Here is a 22084-nt window from a genome sequence, read left to right as displayed (position 1 = left end):
CTACCTTCTACAGCAAGCTCTTGACGTAAGCGTCAATGTCGCTGATATATTTTTCTATGCCTTGCGCATCCTTTTCGCGAATCAGATGCTCAAGCGTTTCACATAACTGCTTGCCGGGTATCAGATTAAGCATAGCAAATGCCCCTTTGAGGCGGTGGGCGGTTTGCGCCAGAGCAGCAAAATCGCCCGCTTCGATTTCAGTATACAATCTCTGAACATCATCCGGTACCGTATCGGCAAACAGTGCGTAATAGCCGCTGGCATGGAGTTCGGCGTTACTCTCGTTTCCTGAGGTGACGGGCTGAACCGCCTCCTCCGCCAGCTGCTGCTCAATAAGCTGCAGGATAGCCTCCTGCATCGCCGTGCTAATATTAAAGTTGACCCGCAGTTGGCCCGGGCCGATCTTGCGTATCCCGACCTCATCATCGCTTAAAAGCAAGCCTGAAGCAGTAAGATTAGACGGATTATCCGTTAAATAAAGATCAAAGGCTTGACTGGTCGCCCGATCGTCCGGTGTGATGCAGGACGCTCCCCAGCTCTCCAGCTGGCGAGTGACAATCCGCCGCACTTCGCTGGAAGTCACATCCAGCAGGACGATAACGTCATCCAGCAAATGCTCTCCCGCCTCTGGCGCCTCTTCGCTGGCCGGCATTTTCAGATGCAGGGTATAGCGCGTCCCCAGCGACTCCCGGGCTTTAATGGTCAATTGCCCGCCCAGCTTGCGCGTCATGCGGTCGCATAGCCAGAAGGTAAGGGCGTTTGCTTTGCCGTACAGGTCGCTCTGGGTCTCGTTGAGATACGGGAAGTGCATATTGTCGATCTCGTTTGCCGAGACGCCGTTGCCGGTATCCAGAATGCGGAAGGTCAGGCGATCGCTGGCCGACTCATCCTGACAGACGTCGAGGGTGATCTTGCCGATAGGCGTGGTGGTCACTGAATATTGGATTAACAGCACCAGCGTGCGCCGCAGAGCTTCACGGTCGCCATAGCGCTGCTCGCCGGCCGGGAGCGCATTGTTGATGAGCAGCTGCAGACCCTTGCGTTTCATCGCCGGCAGCACTTCCGGCACGACGTCGTCAATAAGCTCCTGCACCGAGAACAACGTCTGGTTGGTTTTCCAGGCATCGCTTTCCAGCAGATTGGCGAGCTGAATGTCATCGATGAGTTTGACCAGCTCATCGGCATGCTGGGCCAGCGTCCGATTCTCTGTACTACTGAGCGCCGCCGCCTCTGCCGCCAGCGTCAGCGTGGGCTGCTTCAGGGCGCTGCCGATGTGCTGCATAAAGGCGGCCCGTCCCTGCTGGTTTTTCTCATACAAGCGCTGGGCCTGCTTGAGCTTTTTATTGACCAGCACTTCGCGGTCCTGATCACGGATGATCAGGATCTGGGTGCGCGGCGCTACCTGGCTGCGATACTGGCGGATTTCATACTGCTCATTATTGACGGTGGCCTGAATTACCCCCTGATGCTGGTCCGCCATATTGGTGATGTTCTGCAGATTCAGGTGCGGAAGCAGATGGTCGGCAATTGGATTGCTGATAACCGTTCGGTTGGCTTCCTGATCGTGAACGAGCAGCCCCAGCGGCAGCAGAGAAACAATCTCTTCGTTAATGGCGCGCAGCAGACGCAGTTCGCTGTTGGCGGCGGAGGGGAGCCCGGCGCCAGACGAATGGCTGCGTCCTTTATAGTGGCGAAAGGTGGTAAAACCAAACAGCGCCAGCGCTAGCAGACCAATGTTGAGCAGCAGCGGCAGAAGAATGTTCTGCATGGACTCCAGCAGCATGGTGCTCATTGGTACCGTCCACAGCAACTGCATACCGGTGGTGCTGATGTCGGTGGCGATGTCAATCTGCATGCCGTTAAAGGTGATCCCGATATGATCGGCGCTCTCTTTATCCGGCGTGGTGGCGAGATTTTGCGACGGGTCAGGCTCGATACGGAAGCTGTCGATGGTCATGCCGGGCGGGATCAGATCGTTAATCGGCAGATCGAAGGCGACCACCGTGGCAAGGTGTCCGGGCTGGTTGAAGGTGGTGCGTAACGTAAAATAGTGCGCGTTCTGCCAGGCGAGATGGCGCAGCGGCGAGAACGTCTCGCGCTCATCAAGGGTATTAGCCTGCAGCAGCATTTCCGCGCGCCGCGACTCCACGACGCTGCTGATCGTTGACTCTTTGAAGCTCGAAGAGAGGTCCTTCAACGGCAGGGTGGAGACCAGGATCAGACTATTGTCCAGGCCGTTGAGATAGTACATCGACCACGGAATGGTCTCCGCGCCCCACAAAATATCGAGATAATCGGACATTTTCTGCGTCATTTCGAGGGTGGAGCTGTCATGGGAGCCAAAGATCAGGGCTTCGGTTTTACGCCGGGGTTTCTCCAGGTAGTAAACGTCCTGTTTTAAACGCGTCTCCTGCAGACCGCCGCTTGCGGTGTTGACTGAGGTGGCGGCGATATTGTCGTAGATCTGCCAGGTGGCATAGCGCCAGGCGTCAATGCGCTGGTGCAGAGCGTGGGAGACATCAACCACCTGATAGCTTTTCTCCTTCAGCCAGGCATTGACGGCGCTTTGGATCATCACCCCCATTGTCGCCAGCAGGACAATAACCATCAAAATGAAGAAGCGGCTGATGTTGCCGGGGATCAGGGAGAATTTTTTCGGGGTCATCTTGTGGCTGAACGACTCATCATTGTTTGTAAACAGGATGTAGCGCCGGAGTAACTGGCAACAAAGCAGATGCTGCTGGCAGTATAAAGGCTAATGGCGTAAATCCATACTACAGATTGGCGCCAGCGGTGCGATGCCGCCCAGGAATTATCTTAGAAACGAAGCGTAAATGAAACCGCGCCGGGAAGGTTAACCGGCGACGATATTGACGGAAACAAAAGGGAAGAATCGCACGAAATAACAAGACATTGGCAGAATATGCACCACTGATGGCCTAATTGATTGATTAATAGTCGTTAGGGAATCATTAGCCGTAGCACAGATAAATTAAAGTTGTGTAAAGAAGGGTAAAAAAAACCGGATGCGAGGCATCCGGTTGAAATAGGGGTAAACAGACATTCAGAACTGAATGACGGTAATAAATAAAGTTAATGATGATAGCGACTCTTATTTTAGCCACCAATGATCATTTTGTTTTACCATTCAGTGCTATAGATATGTTGTCGTTTATCACTTTGATTATAAAAGGTTAAATATTTTTTTTGATGATTAGTGCGTATTTCCCTGACCATTTTGCGGTGAAAAAAGTTCCGCTGAATTTACAAATTGAAACATCTTGTGGGAACTTTGAAACATCTTAGAAGTTTTAGTATCATATTCTTGTTGGATTATTCTGCATTTTGCAGCACAATGAAATAGCCGACTGATTAGAAGGGTAATCAGTAAGCAGTGGCATAATAAAAGGCATATAACAAACAGAGGGTTAATAACATGAAAGTTAAAGTACTGTCCCTCCTGGTACCGGCTCTGCTGGTAGCAGGCGCAGCAAATGCGGCTGAAATTTATAACAAAGACGGCAACAAATTAGACCTGTACGGTAAAATTGACGGTCTGCACTACTTCTCTGACGACAAGAGCGTCGACGGCGACCAGACCTACATGCGTGTAGGCGTGAAAGGCGAAACCCAGATCAACGACCAGCTGACCGGTTACGGCCAGTGGGAATACAACGTTCAGGCGAACAACACTGAAAGCTCCAGCGATCAGGCATGGACTCGTCTGGCATTCGCAGGCCTGAAATTTGGCGACGCGGGCTCTTTCGACTACGGTCGTAACTACGGCGTAGTATACGACGTAACGTCCTGGACCGACGTTCTGCCGGAATTCGGCGGCGACACCTACGGTTCTGACAACTTCCTGCAGTCCCGTGCTAACGGCGTTGCAACCTACCGTAACTCTGATTTCTTCGGTCTGGTTGACGGCCTGAACTTTGCTCTGCAGTATCAGGGTAAAAACGGCAGCGTCAGCGGCGAAGGCGCGACCAACAACGGTCGTGGTTGGAGCAAACAGAACGGCGACGGCTTCGGCACCTCTCTGACCTACGATATTTGGGATGGCATCAGCGCTGGTTTCGCGTACTCTCACTCCAAACGTACCGACGAGCAGAATAGTGTTCCGGCACTGGGTCGTGGCGACAACGCTGAAACCTACACCGGTGGTCTGAAATACGACGCCAACAACATCTACCTGGCCACTCAGTACACCCAGACCTACAACGCGACCCGCGCTGGTTCTCTGGGCTTTGCTAACAAAGCGCAGAACTTCGAAGTGGTTGCTCAGTACCAGTTCGACTTCGGTCTGCGTCCGTCCGTGGCTTACCTGCAGTCTAAAGGTAAGGATCTGGAAGGCTACGGCGATCAGGACCTGCTGAAATATGTTGACGTTGGCGCGACCTACTACTTCAACAAAAACATGTCCACCTATGTTGACTACAAAATCAACCTGCTGGACGACAACAGCTTCACCCGCAACGCCGGTATCTCTACCGACGACGTGGTTGCACTGGGCCTGGTTTACCAGTTCTAAGTTGCAAGCTGCATAACAAAAAGGCGCCTCTGGCGCCTTTTTTTATGTCCGGTTTAACCTCGCTGGTATACTCTTGTCGCCCTGGTAAGAGGAGCCTCGATTAATGGATATGACTTTCTTTCGCGCCGCGCTGCTGGGCGCCTGCGTTCTGCTCTCTGGCTGCGATTCAGTTACCACTCCTGCGACCCCCACCGCGACGGCCACCGTGCTGGATGGCAAAACGATGGGCACCTTCTGGCGGGTCAGCGTCATTGGCGTGGATGAGGCAAAGGCCCAGGCGTTGCGCGCCAAGGTTCAGGCCCAGCTGGACGCCGACGATCGCCTGCTGTCGACCTGGAAAAACGACTCAGCGCTGATGCGCTTCAATCATGCCGCCACTACCGAACCCTGGCCGGTGAGCGAAGCGATGGCGGATATCGTCACCCTGTCGCTGCGGATTGGCGCCAAAACGCACGGCGCGATGGATATTACCGTGGGGCCGCTGGTCAACCTGTGGGGCTTTGGCCCGGATAAACAGCCGGTCACCACCCCGGATGCCGAGGCGATAGCCGCGGCGAAGGCGCGCACCGGCCTGCAGCATCTGCAGGTTATTAATCAGAGCGGCAGGCAGTTCCTGCAAAAAGATATTCCCGATCTGTTTGTCGACCTTTCCACCGTGGGGGAAGGCTATGCCGCCGACCACCTCGCGCGGTTGATGGAGCAGGAGGGGATCTCCCGCTATCTGGTGTCGGTGGGCGGAGCGCTGGTCAGCCGCGGGATGAACGGCGAAGGCAAGCCCTGGCGGGTAGCGATCCAGAAACCGACCGACCGCGAAAACGCCGTTCAGGCGATTGTCGACATCAATGGTCACGGTATCAGCACCTCCGGCAGCTATCGCAACTACTATGAACTCGATGGCAAACGCATCTCGCACGTTATCGATCCGCAGACCGGGCAGCCGATAACCCATAAGCTGGTCTCCGTGACCGTCATTGCGCCAACGGCGCTGGAGGCGGACGGCTGGGATACCGGACTGATGGTGCTGGGGCCGGAAAAAGCGCAGCAGGTGGTGCGCGAGGAGGGGCTGGCGGTCTACATGATCGTTAAAGAAGGAGAGGGTTTTAAAACCTGGATGTCGCCGCAGTTCCGCACTTTCCTTGTCGGCGAGAAAAATTAAAAAGCAAGATTGCGGGTTTTTTACTGCGGGCTTTACCACAGACTGAGGGTACACTTACAGCTGGAGACCCGTCATGAAACCGATAGTTGCCGATACCGATGATCGCCGCTGGCAGGCGGTCTGCGAACGTGATACCCGGGCCGATGGTCAGTTCGTCTTTGCGGTACTGACCACCGGCATCTGCTGTCGTCCCTCCTGCCGCTCGCGGCGCGCGCGGCGGGAAAACGTACGCTTTTTTGCCGACGTCGCCGCCGCCGTGGCGGCGGGATTCCGCCCCTGCAAACGCTGCCAACCGGATAAAGACTACCCGCAGCAGCAAAGGGTCGACAAAGTGGCGCAGGCCTGTCGGCTGCTGGAGCAGGACGCGCCCCTGACCCTCGAGGCGCTGGCAGGCCAGCTGGCGATGAGCCCGTTTCATTTCCACCGTTTATTTAAATCCGTCACCGGCATGACCCCTAAAGCCTGGCAACAAGCGTGGCGGGCGCAGCGCCTGCGGGAAGCGCTGGAGCAGGGGATACCGGTGACCCGCGCCGCGCTGGCGGCTGGTTTTCCCGACAGCAGCAGCTATTATCGCCAGGCCGACGCAGCGTTAGGGATGACCGCCAGCCGGTTTCGCCGCGGCGGCGCCGCCACCGTGGTAACCTGGACCACGGGCGACTGCGCGCTGGGTCGTTGCCTGGTGGCGCAGAGCGAGCGCGGCGTCTGCGCGGTGCTGCCGGGTGATAACGATGCGGCATTGCTCGACGACCTGCGCCGGCGCTTTCCCAATGCCGAGCTGCGTGAAGGCGACCCCGATTTTTGTCAGCAGATGGCCGAGATTTTCGCCCACCTCGACGACAGCCGGCGGCCGGTATCGCTGCCGCTGGATCTGCAGGGCACTGCGTTTCAGCTGCAGGTCTGGCAGGCGCTGCGGCAGATCCCGGTGGGCGAGACCCGCAGCTACCGCCAGGTGGCAGAGCATATTGGCCAGCCGCGGGCGGTAAGAGCCGTGGCCGGCGCCTGCGCGGCGAATTCGCTGGCGGTGATTGTTCCCTGCCACCGGGTGGTGCGTGAAGATGGCGCCCTGTCCGGTTATCGCTGGGGAACGGCGCGAAAAGCGCAGCTGCTGGCGCGCGAGGCCCAACATGAGGAGGAGTAATGCTCGATCTGTTTAGCGATACCCCACCGTGGCAGGAGCCGCTGGCCCCCGGCGCGGTGGTGCTGCGGCGATTTGCCCGCGAACGCGCCCCGGCGCTGCTGCAGGCGATAGCCGACGTCGCCAGTCAGTCGCCGTTTCGCCAGATGGTCACGCCGGGCGGGTACACCATGTCGGTCGCCATGACCAACTGCGGCGCGCTGGGCTGGACTACCGATCGCCACGGCTATTTGTACGCCCCGGTCGACCCGGTAACCGATCAAACCTGGCCGCCGATGCCTGCCGTATTTCATGAACTGGCGCTGGCGGCGGCCGCCGCCGGCGGCTATCCGGAATTTTCCCCCGACGCCTGTTTGATTAACCGCTATTGTCCTGGCGCAAAACTGTCGTTGCATCAGGATAAAGATGAACAGGATCTGCGGGCGCCGATTGTCTCGGTCTCGCTGGGCTTGCCGGCCATCTTTCAGTTTGGCGGCTTGCAACGCAGCGACCCGCTGCAGCGGCTGCTGCTGGAGCATGGCGATGTGGTGGTCTGGGGCGGCGAGTCGCGCCTGTTTTATCATGGCATTCAGCCGCTGAAAGCGGGGCATCATCCGGAAACGGGCGACTGTCGTTACAATCTCACCTTCCGACAGGCGGGCGGTCGCCAGTATTAAAATAAGAATTATTCTTGATGTCATCGGCGAGCCGTTTAAACTGCTGGCTGTTTTGCTTTTGCGGATAGCCTGTTATGGAACTTCTCTCTCTCGTCTGGCGCCAGTATCGCTGGCCGTTTCTGGGCGTTATTGCTCTCAGCCTGCTCAGCGCCGCGCTGGGTATCGGCTTAATCGCTTTCATTAACCTGCGTCTGATTACCGCTGTCGATACCTCGCTGCGGGTCCTGCCGGAGTTTCTTGGTCTGCTGGGGCTGCTGATGGCGGTGACCCTGGGTTCGCAGCTGGCGCTAACCACCCTCGGCCACCATTTTGTCTATCGTCTGCGCGGTGAGTTTGTTAAACGCATCCTCGATACCCAGATTGAACAAGTAGAGAAGATCGGCAGCGCGTCGCTGCTTGCCGGGCTGACCAGCGATATCCGCAATATCACCATCGCCTTTGTGCGCCTGCCGGAGCTGGTGCAGGGGATCATTCTCACCTTCGGCTCCGCGGCCTACCTCGCCTGGCTGTCAGGAAAAATGATGCTGGTGACGGCGCTGTGGATGGCGCTCACCATCTGGGGCGGCTTTGTGCTGGTCTCGCGGGTGTACAAACATATGGCCAGCCTGCGCGAAACGGAAGATAAACTGTATCACGACTATCAGACGGTGCTGGAGGGGCGTAAAGAGCTGACCCTCAACCGCGAGCGCGCGGAGTATGTGTTTAACCAGCTCTACCTCCCGGACGCCCGGGAGTACCGGCACCATATCGTTCGCGCCGATACCTTCCACCTCAGCGCGGTCAACTGGTCGAATATTATGATGCTTGGCGCCATCGGGCTGGTGTTCTGGATGGCCAACAGCCTCGGCTGGGCCGATACCGCCGTGGCGGCGACCTATTCCCTGACGCTGCTGTTTCTGCGCACGCCGCTGCTCTCCGCCGTCGGCGCGCTGCCCACGCTGCTCAGCGCCCAGGTGGCGTTTAACAAGCTGCGTCAGTTCTCCCTCGCCCCGTACCGGGCCGACTTTCCCCGGCCGCAGGCGCATCCTGACTGGCAGACGCTGGAGCTGCGCGATGTCACCTTTCATTATCCGGACCAGCGCTTTGCGGTAGGGCCGCTTAATCTGACGCTGAAGCGCGGCGAGCTGGTGTTTCTGATAGGCGGCAACGGCAGCGGCAAGTCAACGCTGGCGATGCTCCTGACTGGCCTGTACCAGCCAATATCCGGTCAGATCCTCGTCGACGGCCAGCCGCTGGCGGCGGAGAGGCCAGAGGAGTACCGCAAACTGTTTTCCGCAGTGTTTACCGACGTCTGGCTGTTTGACCGCCTGCTCGGGCCGCAGGGCGAGGAGGCCGATCCGGCGCTGGTGGCGACATGGCTGGAGCGTCTGCAAATGGCCCACAAGCTGCAGCTGGAGAACGGAAAGATCGCCGACCTGCGGCTGTCGAAAGGGCAGAAGAAGCGCGTGGCGCTCCTGCTGGCGCTGGCCGAGTCCCGGGACATCATTCTGCTGGATGAATGGGCGGCGGATCAGGATCCGCATTTCCGCCGCGAGTTCTACCAGGTCCTGCTGCCGCTGATGCAGCAGATGGGCAAAACCGTGTTCGCCATCAGCCATGACGATCACTACTTCCAGCACGCCGATCGTCTGCTGGAGATGCGCGCCGGCCAGCTCGCCGAACTTACCGGCGAAGAGCGGGAACAGGCTTCCCGCGATGCGGTGGCCCGTACGGCCTGATTCACAACGCGCGCCCGGAAAAGCCCGGGCGCCGCTGAAATTTTCAGCGTCTACATCGCTGACGGTTATTATTTCCCCCTCCTCGCGCTATGCTTAAGGCTTCCGGCCCGCAGGCCGGCTCACCATTCTCAAAAGGATTGCCCGATCGATGTCCGTTTTGCATAAAAAAAGCGCCCGCTTGCGTGACGAAGAGCGTGCCCGTCTGATTTGGCTCTTGAGCACCGATAAAGCGGTGACTTCCGCGCTGCTGGGCAAACTGACGCTGGCTGAACGATATGATGAAGGGACGCTGGCCGATGACCTGGCCGAAGTGGAAATGCTGGTCTCGCATCTGCCGCCGCCGGATCTCGCCGATGCGCTGGAAGCGCTTCCCTATGACGCCCGCACCGCGCTATGGTGCCTGGTGCCCGACGATAAACGCGGCGAAGTGCTGCTGGAGGCCTCAGAGAACGTCTGGGGCGACCTGATCGACAAGATGAGCGATCCCGAGCTGCTGCAGGCCATGCAGCCGCTGGATATCGATGAACAGGTTTACCTGCTGCAGCATCTGCCGCGCAACCTGACCGGACGGCTGCTGGCGACCCTGCCGGCCGAGAAGCGCGCCCGTATTCGCCAGATTATGCGCTACGCCGACAACAGCGTCGGGTCGATCATGGAGTTTGAGGTCATTACGGTGCGACCGGAGGCCACCCTGGCGGCGGTGCAGCGCTATCTGCGGCGTCTCGGTAAAATGCCGGAAAACACCGATAAGCTGTTCGTTACCACCCGTAACAAGCTGCTGCTCGGCGAGCTGGAGCTGCAGACCATTCTGCTCAATGATGCGCAGAAGCGGGTGGGGGAGGTGATGGAGGGCGACCCGGTCACCTTTCAGCCGCACGAAGAGGCGGAGAAGGTGGCGCGCACCTTCGAACGTGATGACTTGCTCAGCGCCGCCGTCATTGATGCCGACGGCAAGCTGATCGGGCGCCTGACCATCGATGAGATCGTCGATGTGGTTTATGAAGAAACCGATAACGATCTGCGGCGGATGGGCGGCCTGAGCGATGAAGAGGATGTCTTCGCCCCGGTCAGCAAAGCGGTGAAAACCCGCTGGGCGTGGCTGGCGGTCAATCTGTGTACGGCGTTTATTGCTTCCCGGGTCATCGACGGCTTCGAACACACCATTTCACAGCTGGTGGCGCTGGCCTCGCTGATGCCGATCGTCGCCGGGATTGGCGGCAACACCGGCAACCAGACGATCACCATGATCGTCCGGGCGATGGCGCTGCAGCAGATCCAGCCCGGCAGCTTTACCTTCCTGATCCTGCGTGAAATGGGGGTCGCCCTGATTAACGGTCTGGTGTGGGGCGGGATTATGGGAGCCATCACCTGGTGGCTGTATGACGATCCGCAGCTCGGCGGGGTGATGACGCTGGCCATGATGCTCAACCTGCTGATGGCGGCGATGATGGGCGTGATAATCCCGATGGTCATGGTGAAGCTGGGGCGCGACCCGGCGGTCGGCTCCAGCGTGATGATCACCGCCATCACCGACACCGGCGGCTTCTTTATTTTTCTGGGTCTGGCGACGCTGTTTCTAATGTAGCCTGCGCTTTTGCCCGCAGGCGGCGGGGGATGATCGCCATCGCGACAATCCCCGCCAGCACACCGATCGCCAGATTGCTGGTTCCCACCGTCGCGGCGACGGTCACCAGCATCACCAGCGTTTCTGGCCACGGATTACGCGCCAGCTCGCCCGGGCGAATGCTGTGCCAGCTAAAGGTTTTCACCGCCACGATCACCATCACCCCGGCGAGAACCGCCATCGGGATCTTCGCCATCACCTGGCTGAGCGCTGTCACCAGCAGGAGCAGCACCAGGCCGGCGATTACCGTTGAGAGGCGGCTGCGGGCCCGGCCCATTTCCACGTTCACGATAGTCTGGCCGATCATCGCGCAGCCGGCGATGCCGCCATAGCAGCCGGCAAGGATATTGGCGATACCCAGCCCGGCGCTTTCCCGCGATTTGTTCGACGGGGTATGAGTGAGATCATCCACCAGCTTAGCCGTCAGCAATGACTCCATCAGGCCGACAAAGGCGATGCTGAGGGCGCACGGCCAGATTATCTGCAGGGTGGTCAGGTTCAGGGGAACGGTCAGGGCGGTGAACCCCGGCAGGCCGCCGCTCATTGACCCTTCATCGCCGACGGTCGGCAGCTGCTGGCCGGTGGTCGCGGTATAGAGGGTGAGCGCGACGATGGCGATCAGCGGCGCCGGGATAGCCTTAATAACGCGCGGCGCCCACAGGACGATAAGCAGCGTCAGGACGAACAGGCCAACGATTAGCGGTTGTCGACTCCAGAAATGCGGCACCTGAGCAAAGAAAATCAGGATCCCGAGGGCGTTGACGAAGCCGGTCATCACCGCCGGGGGAATAAAGCGCATCAGGCGCGCCATGCCGCACAGACCAAACAAAATTTGAATAATACCCGCCAGAATGACAGCCGGTAAAATGTACCCCACGCCGTGCTGATGCACCATCGGGCCAATCACCAGCGCCACCGAGCCCGCGGCGGCGGTGACCATCGCCGGGCGTCCGCCGAAGACTGACATCGCCAGGCAGAGCACCACCGAAGCAATCAGGCTTACCTGCGGGTCAACGCCGGCAATGACTGAAAACGAAATCACTTCAGGGATGAGCGCCAGGGCGGTGAGCACGCCGGCCAGCACTTCGCGCGTCAGTAAAGACGGGGAGCGGAGGATGGGACGCAGGTTGCCGGAAGCGGCGGGGTCAGAAACTGGGGGCATAAAAAAAGTTCGCAGCTTATAAAAAAAGAGGGAGCGGTGTCAGGCCCTGCTTCCGTGCGGTCTGTCACAAAACCAGGGATGATAGCGCGGAATCTGTCAACGCACCAGTACAAAAAGTGATTTGGTGTATACATTTATTAAACATTTTTATAACGGATCTCAAAACAGAACTTAAAATTTAAACAATATTTAAATTTTTGAGCTTCGGTGGTAACGTGAGGGGTGAGAATCGTATCACCTGCGCTAAATAAAAACAGCGAGTAAAGTAAGGCTCAAATCCGATGAATAAAAAGATGGCCGTACCACGCTCACAGGCGGTTGGTCCCAACAGCACTCGGACCAACACCCGCCATGAGCAAGAGACGGATGTATTGTTGATTGGCGGCGGCATTATGAGCGCCACACTGGGAACCTGGCTGCAGGAGCTTGAGCCAGACTGGTCTATTACCATGGTTGAGCAGATGTCCAGCGTGGCGGAAGAGAGCTCAAACGGGTGGAATAATGCGGGTACCGGCCACGCGGCGCTGATGGAGCTGAACTACACGCCGCAGACCGCCAACGGCATCAATATCGACAAAGCGGTCGACATCAACGAAGCCTTCCATATCTCGCGTCAGTTCTGGGCGCATCAGGTGACGCGCGGCGTCCTGAACAAACCAAAATCTTTCATTAACAGCGTGCCGCACATGAGCTTTGTGTGGGGCGAAGATAACGTCAACTTCCTCCGTGCGCGCTACGCGGCGCTGCAGCAAAGTGAACTGTTCCGCGGTATTCGCTATTCTGAAGACCATCAGCAGATCAAAGCCTGGGCGCCGCTGGTGATGGAAGGCCGCGACCCGCTGCAAAAGGTCGCCGCCACTCGCTCAGAAGTGGGAACCGACGTCAACTATGGTGAAATTACCCGCCAGCTGATCGCCGGTCTGCAAAAGCATGATAATTTCTCCCTACAGCTGGGCACCGTGGTGCGTCGCTTCAAGCGCAACGCCGACAAGAGCTGGACGGTCACCCTGGCGGATGCCGACAATCGTCGTCAGAAGCGGGTCATTAAAGCCAAATTTATCTTTATCGGCGCCGGCGGCGCAGCGCTGACCCTGCTGCAGGAGACCGGCATTCCGCAGGCCAAAGAGTATGCGGGCTTCCCGGTCGGCGGCCAGTTCCTGGTCTGCGAAAATCCGGAGGTGGTGAACCACCATCTGGCGAAGGTCTACGGTCAGGCCGAAGTGGGCGCGCCGCCGATGTCGGTGCCGCACATCGATACCCGTATTATCGACGGTAAACGCGTGGTGCTGTTCGGACCATTCGCCACCTTCTCGACCCGTTTCCTGAAGAACGGTTCGCTGTGGGATCTGCTGGCCTCGACGAATACCTCAAATATTTTGCCAATGCTCAACGTCGGCTTGGACAACTTCGATCTGGTAAAATATCTGATTAGCCAGGTGATGCAGAAAGATAAAGATCGTCTGGCCGCGCTGTGCGAATATTATCCGGAAGCGCGGAAAGAGGACTGGCGGTTGTGGCAGGCCGGTCAGCGCGTGCAGATCATTAAGCGCGACGCGAAGAAGGGCGGGGTACTGCGCCTGGGCACCGAAGTGGTCAGCGATGATGAAGGCACCGTCGCGGCGCTTCTCGGCGCGTCGCCAGGGGCCTCCACCGCGGCGCCTATCATGCTGCAGCTAATGGAGAAAGTGTTTAAAGATAAAGTCAATTCGCCGGAATGGCAGGCCAAGCTGAAGGCGATCATCCCAACCTACGGTATTCGTCTTGACGGCAACCCGGCGGAGATCGAGAAAGCGCTGGCGTGGACCAGTGAAGTGCTGGAACTGAAATATGAGCCAGCCGGGGCGGTGGATGAGGTACCGCAGGCGGAGCTGAAGCCGCTGAGCGGCGGCAAGCCGATGGCGGATATCGCGCTCTGATAAACGCTCTGACAAAAACGGCAGCCTGCGGGCTGCCGTTTTTTATTGCCGTTTGCGCTGTTCGCCTTAGCGGACGACAGCGTTGCCGATAGTCTCGTCGGCGCGCCAGATGCGATATTTCACATCGACATTGCTCGGCGTGTATACCACGACCGGCAGTTTGCTGTTGTAGCGCAGCATGGCGTCATCCCCGAGGCCGGCAGTGACAAATTTCTTCTCTTTTTTGCCGTCCGGGCAGGCCATCATGGTGGATACCGGGCCGCTCAGCTTCTCAAAGACATAGTAATCATAGCCCCAGCCTTCCAGGGTTTTACTTTCCAGTTCCCCGCCGAGACGATGATGGTTGCAGTCGACTTCCAGCGTCTGGCCGATCATCAGCTCAACCTTGAGCGCCGACTCATCCTGCTGCTGCGGCAGCTGAATAACCTGACGCTTCATGCCTTTTTCCGCTTTCGGGAACGGCGCGACTTTTTCCAGCGGCTGGTCTGCGGCCAATGCGCCAGCGGACATGCAGGCGGCGGTCAGCAGAGAAACGGCTAGCGTAGTGATTTTTTTCACGGTTGATCATCCTTTATTTTCGTTCCTGACAGAGATAGCCTATCATCAATCAGCTGAATGTTAAGATTTATTTACCAATTTTTGCAAAATGAATAGTGTTATCTACTGGTAAGACATCGGCCGCGCAGAGCGCAACAGAGGCGCTGGCGGGCCGCCAGCCCCCTGCCGGGAAAGCTATTCATTACGGCTATTTTTCGCTTCCTCAATAAACTCTTCATCGATTTCATCGGTATTGCCGGCATGTTCTCGTCCCGACAGCAGGTTCCAGCAGGCGATAAACAGGGCGGCGATCAGCGGCCCGATCACGAAGCCGTTGATACCGTAGATCTCCATGCCGCCCAGAGTGGCGATAAGGATCAGATAGTCCGGCATCCTGGTATCCTTGCCCACCAGCAGTGGACGCAGAATGTTATCCACCAGGCCAATCACAATCACAAAGAAGCCGACGATAAAGGCGCCCTGCCAAAGCTGGCCGGTGGCGAAGAGGTAGATGGCCGCTGGCACCCAGATAATGGCCGAGCCCACCGCCGGGATAAGCGACAGAAACGCCATCAGCGCTCCCCAGAGAATGCTGCCGTCCAGACCGGCGATCCAGAAGGCAAAGCCACCCAGCGCACCCTGCGCCAGCGCCACGGCGACGGTACCTTTTACCGTGGCGCGGGCCACAGCGGCGAATTTAGCGAACAAATGCTGCTTCACATAGCTTGATAACGGTAGAGACTCGAGGATCAACAGCACCAGATAAGGTCCATCCTTCAGCAGGAAAAACAGCAGATACAGCATGATGCCGAAGCTGACGGTGAAGCCAAAAGTCCCTTTGCCAATCAGAAACGCGCTGCCGGCCAGATACTGACCGCCTTTCAGAGCGGCATCAGAGAGCTGCTGCTGGATCTGCTGCGCGCTATCAAGGTTATGATCGGCGAGGAAGCTTCTGGCCCAGCCGGGGAGATGGGCGAACAGGCTGGCGACCACCGTCGGAAACTGGGTGTCGTTATGCTGCAGTTTGCTGTACACCAGATTGAGCTCGTAGGCCAGCGAGGAGAGAATGATAGCCAGCGGCGTAAAAACGATAAGACAGATAATGACGATGGTCATCAGCGCCGCGAGGCCATTGCGCTCGCCGAGGCGGGTACGGATCTTGTTTTTGACCGGATTAAAAATCACCGCGAGGATCGCAGCCCAAAGGATGGCGGAATAATAGGGTGAGAGAACATCAAAAAAGGCCAGGGTTACAATGAAGACGATAAGGATGAAAAATCCCTTGGTAAGTCCATTAACTCTCATGTTATCCGCTCCTGCTTATGAGTCATACGGTCGAATAATAGATGCTACGACGTAATTTACCATCAGGATAGTCGTACATCTTCACGATACATTGAAGAAAGGGCACAAATTAAGCGAGCGGGCGGCAACAGGGGAAACAGGCATAAAAAAACCAGCCTTAAAAGGCTGGTTTCTGTGGAGTTTTTGGTCGGCACGAGAGGATTTGAACCTCCGACCCCCGACACCCCATGACGGTGCGCTACCAGGCTGCGCTACGTGCCGACGCGTGGGGAACAATATTACCCGTTCCCCAGGCGAATGCAAGCGGGTCACGCGCGATTGATTCATAATTAATCAATCAGTTAGCGATAAAGCGTTTTTCGTCAGTCAGGACCTGCAGCAACAGACTGAGCTGCGGTTTCTGATCTTTAATTTTCTCGCCGTCGCGGCTCCAGGTGGTATAGGTGCCGTTATGGTTGAGGACCACGGTGATGGTCGGGGTGGTGATGGCCAGCGTATCGCCGTTGGCCGCGGTGACCCAGTTACGACGCCGCGCGGCGCTGAACAGATCTTCTCCCTGCGAGTACTCATTGGCCGGCGTCGAAACGTGAAGCAGGCGCTGCATCAGCGTAGTCATCACATCTTTGTTATCGGTCAGGGTGGCAATCTCCTGCGCCGGCGTGCCCGGCCAGTGAATAACCAGCGGCACCTGCAGCTGCTCGCGCGACCAGTCGAACGCGTCGTGTTTCGCATTCAGCGGCTTGCCGTGGCCGCCGGTAATAATTACCACCGTATTATCGAGTTTGCCGGCTTCGCGCAGCGCAGTCAGCACCCGATCGATCTGGGCATCAACGTCGCCTGCCGCCTTGCTGTAGCGGCGGACAAAGCCCTGCTGCTGCGTGTCGTCGAGAGTGGTGCCATTGAGCGAGATCCACGAGAACCAGCGATTCTCATCCTGCGCGTAACGGTCCAGCCAGCCGATCCACTGATTGGCCGTCTGCTCGTCGCTCTGGGTCTTCGCGCTCGGCAGCGAGAAATCGGAGAGCAGCGCCTGGCGATACAGCGGGCTGCTAAACCCATCGGAGGAGAAGAGGCCCAGCTGGTAGCCCTGCTGGTTGAGGGCGGTAATCAGCGCGGCGGGAATACGCGCCGAGAGGACACCGTCCATATAGCCAGGCGAAATACCGTAGAACAAGCCAAACAGGCCGCTGTCGGCGGTATTGCCCGAGCTCATATGCTGGGTAAAGTTAACGTTTTCTTTGGCAAATGCCGCCAGCGCCGGCATGGTCTTTTCAAACCGCGAGTAGTTCAGGTTGTCGACGGTGATCAGCAGCACGTTGTAGCCCGCGCCGAGGTCACGGTAGCGCAGGTTGCTAAGCGGATACTGGACCGATACCGCCTCCGGCGCCCCTTGCTCCACCAGACGACGCTGATAATCCTGGGCGTCGAGCAGGCCATGTTTCTCAAGGAAACGACGGGCGGTCATCGGATAGGAGAGCGGCAGATTCGCCCGCTGCATAGTGATCGGGCGATAGAAATTGGCGTCCGCCCAGATATAGACCAGGTGGCTGCTGACGAACGACAAAAAGAAGAACCAGGCGACCGGGCGGGCGTAATGGCGGCGGCGCGTCAGGCTGCGCAGCTTTTGCCAGCTCCAGGTGGCGAAGAGCATTTCAATCAAAAAGATGACCGGGACGCTGATAAACATCAGCTGCCAGTCGCGCGCCATCTCATTCTGGTCAGGGTTGATGACCAGCTCCCAGACGACCGGGTTTAAGTGCAGATGGAAGCGGGTAAAAACCTCGCTGTCTATCAGCAGCAGCGTCATCCCGGCGGTGGCAAGGATCACCGACAGGAAGCGCATCAGGCGCTGCGAGACCACGATAAAGGTCAACGGAAAGAGGATCAGCACATAGCTGGTAAACACCAGAAAGCTGAAATGCCCGACGAGACTGACGTACGAAAACAGTCGTCCGGCAAGCGTCGTCGGCCAGTCGGCGACAAAAAGGTAGCGGCTGCCGAGCACCATGGCCAACAACATGTTGAACAGGGCGAACCAGTGCCCCCAGCTAACCATCTGGGAGACTTTTTCTCGGTAGGGCTGACGTAGAGTCACCATATACTGTTGCTGTTATCCTTAATGCGCTGGATCGTCGTTAATCGAAGATTGCAAAGCCTGCGCGAAAGAACGGGCGATGGCCTGACGCTGCGCCGGCGCGACGCTACTGTTGATCAGGTTGGTCACCATATTGCCTAACACCATCAGTGAAAGGTCCACCGGGGCTTTGTGTGATTCCAGGACGTTCGTCAGCTCGCTGAGCAACTGTTCGACCTGTTGATCGCTATAGCGGGAAATTTGCGGCATAAACTCAAAATCTGTTTGTTCGTGAAAGGGCAACATATTACCGTAGCAGCAGCTTTTTTTCCGCATTTTTTCGCCGCGGCGCAAAAGCGCATCAATCGACGTTAACGACGTCGAAATGTGTGGCGCCAGTTGCGTCGGCCACCCGGCGGTGGTTGAATACCGCCCGGTTTAAAAGGAGAGTTTAACATGAGTCTGGATATCGACCAGATTGCCCTGCATCAGTTAATCAAACGTGATGAACAAAATCTGGAGCTGGTGCTGCGCGAGTCACTGCTGGAGCCGAACGCGACGGTCGTCGAGATGATGGCTGAACTGCACCGGGTCTATAGCGCCAAAAGCAAAGCCTATGGCTTGTTCAATGAAGAGAGCGAACTGGCCCAGGCGCTGCGCCTGCAGCGTCAGGGGGAAGAAGAGTTTCTGGCGTTTAGCCGCGCGGCGACCGGTCGCCTGCGCGATGAGCTGGCGAAATACCCGTTCGCCGAAGGAGGCATTGTCCTCTTCTGCCAGTATCGTTACCTTGCGGTCGAGTATCTGCTGGTGGCGGTACTCAATAACCTGAGCAGTATGCGCGTCAACGAAGAGCTGGATATCCGCTCGACCCATTATCTGGATATTAACCATGCCGATATCGTCGCGCGCATCGATCTCACCGAATGGGAAACCAACCCGGAGTCGACCCGCTATCTGACCTTCCTGAAAGGGCGGGTAGGGCGCAAAGTGGCCGATTTCTTTATGGATTTCCTCGGCGCCAGCGAAGGGCTTAACGCCAAAGCGCAGAACCGCGGCCTGCTGCAGGCGGTGGATGACTTCGCCGCCGATGCCCAGCTTGATAAATCCGAGCGACAGAACGTGCGCCAGCAGGTCTACGCCTACTGCAACGAACAGCTGCAGGCTGGGGAAGAGATTGAGCTGGAGTCGCTGTCCAAAGAGCTCGCCGGCGTCAGCGAAAAGAGCTTCCAGGAATTCACCGCTGAGCAGGGCTATGAGCTGGAAGAGAGCTTCCCGGCGGATCGCAGCACCTTACGTCAGCTGACCAAGTTTGCCGGCAGCGGCGGCGGATTGACCATTAACTTCGACGCCATGCTGCTGGGCGAACGCGTATTCTGGGATCCCGCCACTGATACCCTGACCATTAAGGGTACCCCGCCGAATCTGCGCGACCAGCTGCAGCGCCGGACGTCAGGCGGCAATTAAGCCCTGTGCCCCGGCGGCGCTACCGCTGAACGGGGACGATCTCCACGCCGCTCTGCACCAACTGTTGGCGCAGCGCGGCGTCGGGTTCTCCATCGACAATCAGCGTACTGGCGAGGCTCAGCTCGCCGATGGCAAAGGCCGACGCGGCGTTGAGCTTCTCCCGGGAGGCCATTACCACGGTTTCTGCCGCCCTGGCCGTCAGCGCGCGCTTGATGCCTGCCTCTTCGTAATCACCGGTGGTGAAACCCGCCCGCGGGTGGACGCCGGTCACCCCCATAAAGAACAGATCGGCGTTGATTCGCGCCATTCCCGCCAGCGTCTCGGCGCCGACGGCGACAACCGAATGTTTGAATACTCTGCCGCCGAGCAGGATCACCTCGATTCGCGGGTGGTCCACCAGCGCCACGGCGATGCCCGGGCTGTGGGTGACCACCGTGCAGCTGAGGTCGGCGGGTAAAAAGCCGATCATCGCCGCGGTGGTGGTGCCGCCATCGACAATCACCACCTGTCCCGGCTGGATCATGGCGGCGGCGGCGCGGGCGACCGCCTGCTTGGAGGCGATCTGCACGCTTTTGCGCGTTTCAATTGGCGCAATGGCGGCGGAAACCGGCAATGCCCCGCCATGGACCCGCTGCAGTTTTCCCTCCGCCGCCAGCTCGCGCAGATCGCGGCGAATGGAGTCCTCGGAGACGTTAAACCGCTGGCTTAGCTCCCCGGACATCACCTGTTTTTCCTCGGTGAGGATCTGGAGGATCTGCTGTTTTCTCTGACTGGCGAGCATCGGTTTTCCTTCATCGAATGATCTTGTTTGTGCACGATTATGCATGTTATGGTGCCTGCTGTCACCTCAAAGGGGAAATAACATGCAAACACACGCACCGCACGTCCGCCACGTTCGCGAGACGCTGCTCTCGGATAACTGGTACACGTTGAAAAAATATACCTTCGAACTGCTGCGTCGGGACGGTCGCTGGCAGGAGCAGAGCCGCGAGGCCTATGACCGGGGCAACGGCGCAGTCATTTTACTCTACAACCGGGAAAAGCGGACGGTGGTCCTGACGCGCCAGTTCCGATTTCCGGTATTTACCCATGGCCACGATGGGTATCTGATTGAGGCTGCCGCCGGGCTGCTGGATAACGCCTCGCCGGAGGCGCGGATCGTTGCCGAAGCGGAAGAGGAGACCGGCTTTCGCGTGACCCGTGTCGAACCCGTCTTCACCGTCTTTATGAGCCCCGGCTCCGTCACCGAAAAACTCTACTTTTTTATCGCCGAATATCAGGCCGATGACCGTCGGGGCGACGGCGGTGGACTGGCGGCGGAAGGTGAGGACATTGAAGTACTGGAGTGGCCGCTGACGCGGGCGCTGCAGGCTATTCGCGATGGCGAGATCATGGATGCTAAAACCATTATCCTGCTGCAACACCTGGCGCTGAATGCCGACACGCTCCTCGCCGGCTGAGCGGCAAGGAGCGGGGAGTTAACGCAGCTCGCGGGCAATGGCGCTGTACATCAGCGCCGCTTCCAACGGCTGAGCGTTGAAGGAAGGTTCCGCCTGCGGCCAGGTCGACCACTGGACGATCACCAGGTGTTCCGCGCGGTTCACCATGATCACCTGGCCGTAGATCCCCAGCGCCCACAGCGACCCTTTAAGCCCTTCCTGCGGCGTCGGCTGTACGTTTTGCGCATTCGCCGGAATCGCGTTATTCCACCACTGATAGCCGTAAATACCCTCCGGATGCGCTGCCGAGACCGAGTTTAGCGCCTTGGTCCAGCTGGCGGCTTGATCGAACCAGCCAGTCGGCACCAGCTGTTTGCCATTGCTTAACCGACCGTCACGGGCGACGAATTCACCAAAGCGGCCCCAGTCTTCAAGGGTGGCGTTAAAGCCGTGGGCGCCGACGTCGTGCTTCCCTTGCTGATAAGCATGCCACACGCCGTCGTAGGCCATCCCGGCCGGCTGCCATAGAGCCTGTTCAAGCCAGGCGGCCAGCGACATGCCGGTGGCGCGCTCCAGGATATCCCCAAGCAGCCAGGCGCCGCCGGAAGAGTAGGACCACTGCTCGCCCGCCGGGTGTTGACGCGCCAGGCCGGTGACGATCTTACGCACGCAGGCATAGACGCCGGGGTGCGCTTCACACTGGGTCAGGCGGGCGAAATGCGACTGCGGGTCGGTGTAGTCTTCATTCCATTCCACCCCGCTGGTGTGTTGAATCAACTGCTTCAGCGTTACGCCGTCCCAGGCGGTGCCTTTCAGTTCGGGTTCATAAACGGTAATCAGGTCATCAAGGGAGTGGATTTTACCCTGTTGAATGGCGATACCGACCAGCGTCGAGACCACCGATTTGCCTACCGAGCGCGAGGTCCACAGGGTAGTGTCGGTATTACCTTCGGCGAGATATTTCCAGGCGACTTTACCATCTTTCAGCACCAGCATACCGCTGACGTTCTCGCGCTTCAGGTAATCCTGCAAATTCCAGGTGTGGCCGTTGAGCGTATAGCGGGCATCGGTCAGTTGTTTTTCAGCGCGCTCCAGCGGCGTCGAGGCGCCGTGGCGGAAGACATCGCCGGCATAGTTGCGATAGTCATTGCGAAAGCCAATCACGCGTGAAGTCTGATCCCAGCTGAGCATGTCTTTGGCCGCGGGTAGCGTTTGATCGTAAGGCGTTGGGCAGACATCCAGCGTCAGGCTGCCGCAGTGTTGCGCCATTGCCGCCGCCGGCAGCGCCGCCAATATTAACGCCAGGGCCAGTGGTTTTCTTATCATTGTCATTTCCTCGTTTGCCATAGATTCGCTGCGCAGTATAT

Annotated in this window: 17 protein-coding genes and 1 tRNA gene; 9 read left to right on the top strand and 9 right to left on the bottom strand. The window is 58.1% G+C overall.

The window, feature by feature from the left end:
• Positions 1-7 precede the first annotated feature (7 nt).
• Complete coding sequence (gene rcsD, locus RRF55_RS06550; protein ID WP_032438125.1) at positions 8-2665, bottom strand: phosphotransferase RcsD; 2658 nt, start codon at positions 2663-2665, stop codon at positions 8-10.
• Between the two features lie 771 nt (positions 2666-3436).
• Between rcsD and RRF55_RS06545 the strand changes: the two genes are divergently transcribed.
• The 6 genes from RRF55_RS06545 (at position 3437) to mgtE (ending at position 10781) form a co-directional block, all read left to right on the top strand.
• Positions 3437-4531 carry a porin OmpC gene (locus tag RRF55_RS06545; protein WP_064153433.1) on the top strand — a complete coding sequence of 365 codons (1095 nt, stop codon included), beginning with the start codon at positions 3437-3439 and terminating at the stop codon, positions 4529-4531.
• Between the two features lie 103 nt (positions 4532-4634).
• Positions 4635-5687 (top strand): FAD:protein FMN transferase ApbE, encoded by a 1053-nt coding sequence (apbE, locus tag RRF55_RS06540; RefSeq protein WP_064153431.1) that lies wholly within the window; start codon positions 4635-4637, stop codon positions 5685-5687.
• A gap of 73 nt (positions 5688-5760) precedes the next feature.
• Positions 5761-6825, top strand: coding sequence for a bifunctional DNA-binding transcriptional regulator/O6-methylguanine-DNA methyltransferase Ada (gene ada / locus RRF55_RS06535; protein WP_048332213.1), 1065 nt, complete (start codon positions 5761-5763; stop codon positions 6823-6825).
• Positions 6825-7478 carry a DNA oxidative demethylase AlkB gene (alkB, locus tag RRF55_RS06530; protein WP_004140817.1) on the top strand — a complete coding sequence of 218 codons (654 nt, stop codon included), beginning with the start codon at positions 6825-6827 and terminating at the stop codon, positions 7476-7478. The genes ada and alkB overlap by 1 nt, the downstream gene beginning before the upstream one ends.
• A gap of 74 nt (positions 7479-7552) precedes the next feature.
• Positions 7553-9196, top strand: a complete 1644-nt coding sequence (locus tag RRF55_RS06525; protein ID WP_004184919.1) for a multidrug ABC transporter permease/ATP-binding protein — start codon at positions 7553-7555, stop codon at positions 9194-9196.
• Between the two features lie 148 nt (positions 9197-9344).
• Entirely contained in the window at positions 9345-10781 is a 1437-nt protein-coding gene (gene mgtE, locus RRF55_RS06520; protein WP_002912996.1) for a magnesium transporter, read from the top strand.
• On the opposite strand, the gene RRF55_RS06515 is transcribed toward mgtE, so the two are convergent.
• Positions 10744-11904 (bottom strand): SulP family inorganic anion transporter, encoded by a 1161-nt coding sequence (locus RRF55_RS06515; RefSeq protein WP_020324457.1) that lies wholly within the window; start codon positions 11902-11904, stop codon positions 10744-10746. The genes mgtE and RRF55_RS06515 overlap by 38 nt on opposite strands.
• Positions 11905-12263: 359 nt before the next feature.
• Here RRF55_RS06515 and mqo point away from each other — a divergent pair, with 359 nt between their 5' ends.
• Positions 12264-13898, top strand: a complete 1635-nt coding sequence (gene mqo, locus RRF55_RS06510) for a malate dehydrogenase (quinone) (protein ID WP_002912994.1) — start codon at positions 12264-12266, stop codon at positions 13896-13898.
• 66 nt (positions 13899-13964) lie between these two features.
• Here mqo and eco read toward each other — a convergent pair whose 3' ends face one another.
• From eco to RRF55_RS06485, 5 genes are all read right to left on the bottom strand, one after another.
• On the bottom strand, positions 13965-14456 hold the full coding sequence (eco, locus tag RRF55_RS06505; protein ID WP_064153429.1) for a serine protease inhibitor ecotin: 492 nt from the start codon (positions 14454-14456) through the stop codon (positions 13965-13967).
• A gap of 174 nt (positions 14457-14630) precedes the next feature.
• Positions 14631-15740: an AI-2E family transporter gene (locus RRF55_RS06500; protein ID WP_002912992.1), complete on the bottom strand. Its 1110-nt coding sequence runs from the start codon at positions 15738-15740 to the stop codon at positions 14631-14633.
• A 184-nt stretch (positions 15741-15924) separates the two neighbouring features.
• Positions 15925-16001, bottom strand: a tRNA-Pro gene (locus tag RRF55_RS06495).
• Positions 16002-16077: 76 nt separating this feature from the next.
• On the bottom strand, positions 16078-17838 hold the full coding sequence (yejM, locus tag RRF55_RS06490) for an LPS biosynthesis-modulating metalloenzyme YejM (protein WP_002912990.1): 1761 nt from the start codon (positions 17836-17838) through the stop codon (positions 16078-16080).
• An 18-nt stretch (positions 17839-17856) separates the two neighbouring features.
• Positions 17857-18084, bottom strand: a complete 228-nt coding sequence (locus tag RRF55_RS06485) for a YejL family protein (protein WP_004195346.1) — start codon at positions 18082-18084, stop codon at positions 17857-17859.
• 186 nt (positions 18085-18270) lie between these two features.
• On the opposite strand from RRF55_RS06485, the gene yejK reads away from it, so the two are divergent.
• Positions 18271-19278: a nucleoid-associated protein YejK gene (gene yejK / locus RRF55_RS06480; RefSeq protein WP_004144267.1), complete on the top strand. Its 1008-nt coding sequence runs from the start codon at positions 18271-18273 to the stop codon at positions 19276-19278.
• Between the two features lie 19 nt (positions 19279-19297).
• Here the strand turns inward: yejK and RRF55_RS06475 are convergent, their stop codons facing one another.
• Positions 19298-20059 carry a DeoR/GlpR family DNA-binding transcription regulator gene (locus RRF55_RS06475; RefSeq protein WP_062920605.1) on the bottom strand — a complete coding sequence of 254 codons (762 nt, stop codon included), beginning with the start codon at positions 20057-20059 and terminating at the stop codon, positions 19298-19300.
• Positions 20060-20141: 82 nt separating this feature from the next.
• On the opposite strand from RRF55_RS06475, the gene RRF55_RS06470 reads away from it, so the two are divergent.
• Positions 20142-20738, top strand: a complete 597-nt coding sequence (locus RRF55_RS06470; protein WP_004144265.1) for an NUDIX domain-containing protein — start codon at positions 20142-20144, stop codon at positions 20736-20738.
• An 18-nt stretch (positions 20739-20756) separates the two neighbouring features.
• Here the strand turns inward: RRF55_RS06470 and RRF55_RS06465 are convergent, their stop codons facing one another.
• Complete coding sequence (locus tag RRF55_RS06465; RefSeq protein ID WP_021463907.1) at positions 20757-22043, bottom strand: serine hydrolase domain-containing protein; 1287 nt, start codon at positions 22041-22043, stop codon at positions 20757-20759.
• Positions 22044-22084 lie beyond the last annotated feature (41 nt).

Source organism: Klebsiella sp. K47, assembly GCF_051858335.1.
GTDB lineage: Bacteria > Pseudomonadota > Gammaproteobacteria > Enterobacterales > Enterobacteriaceae > Klebsiella > Klebsiella pneumoniae.
Note: the sequence above shows the minus strand (reverse complement) of the source record. Positions and strands in the feature narration are given on the sequence as shown.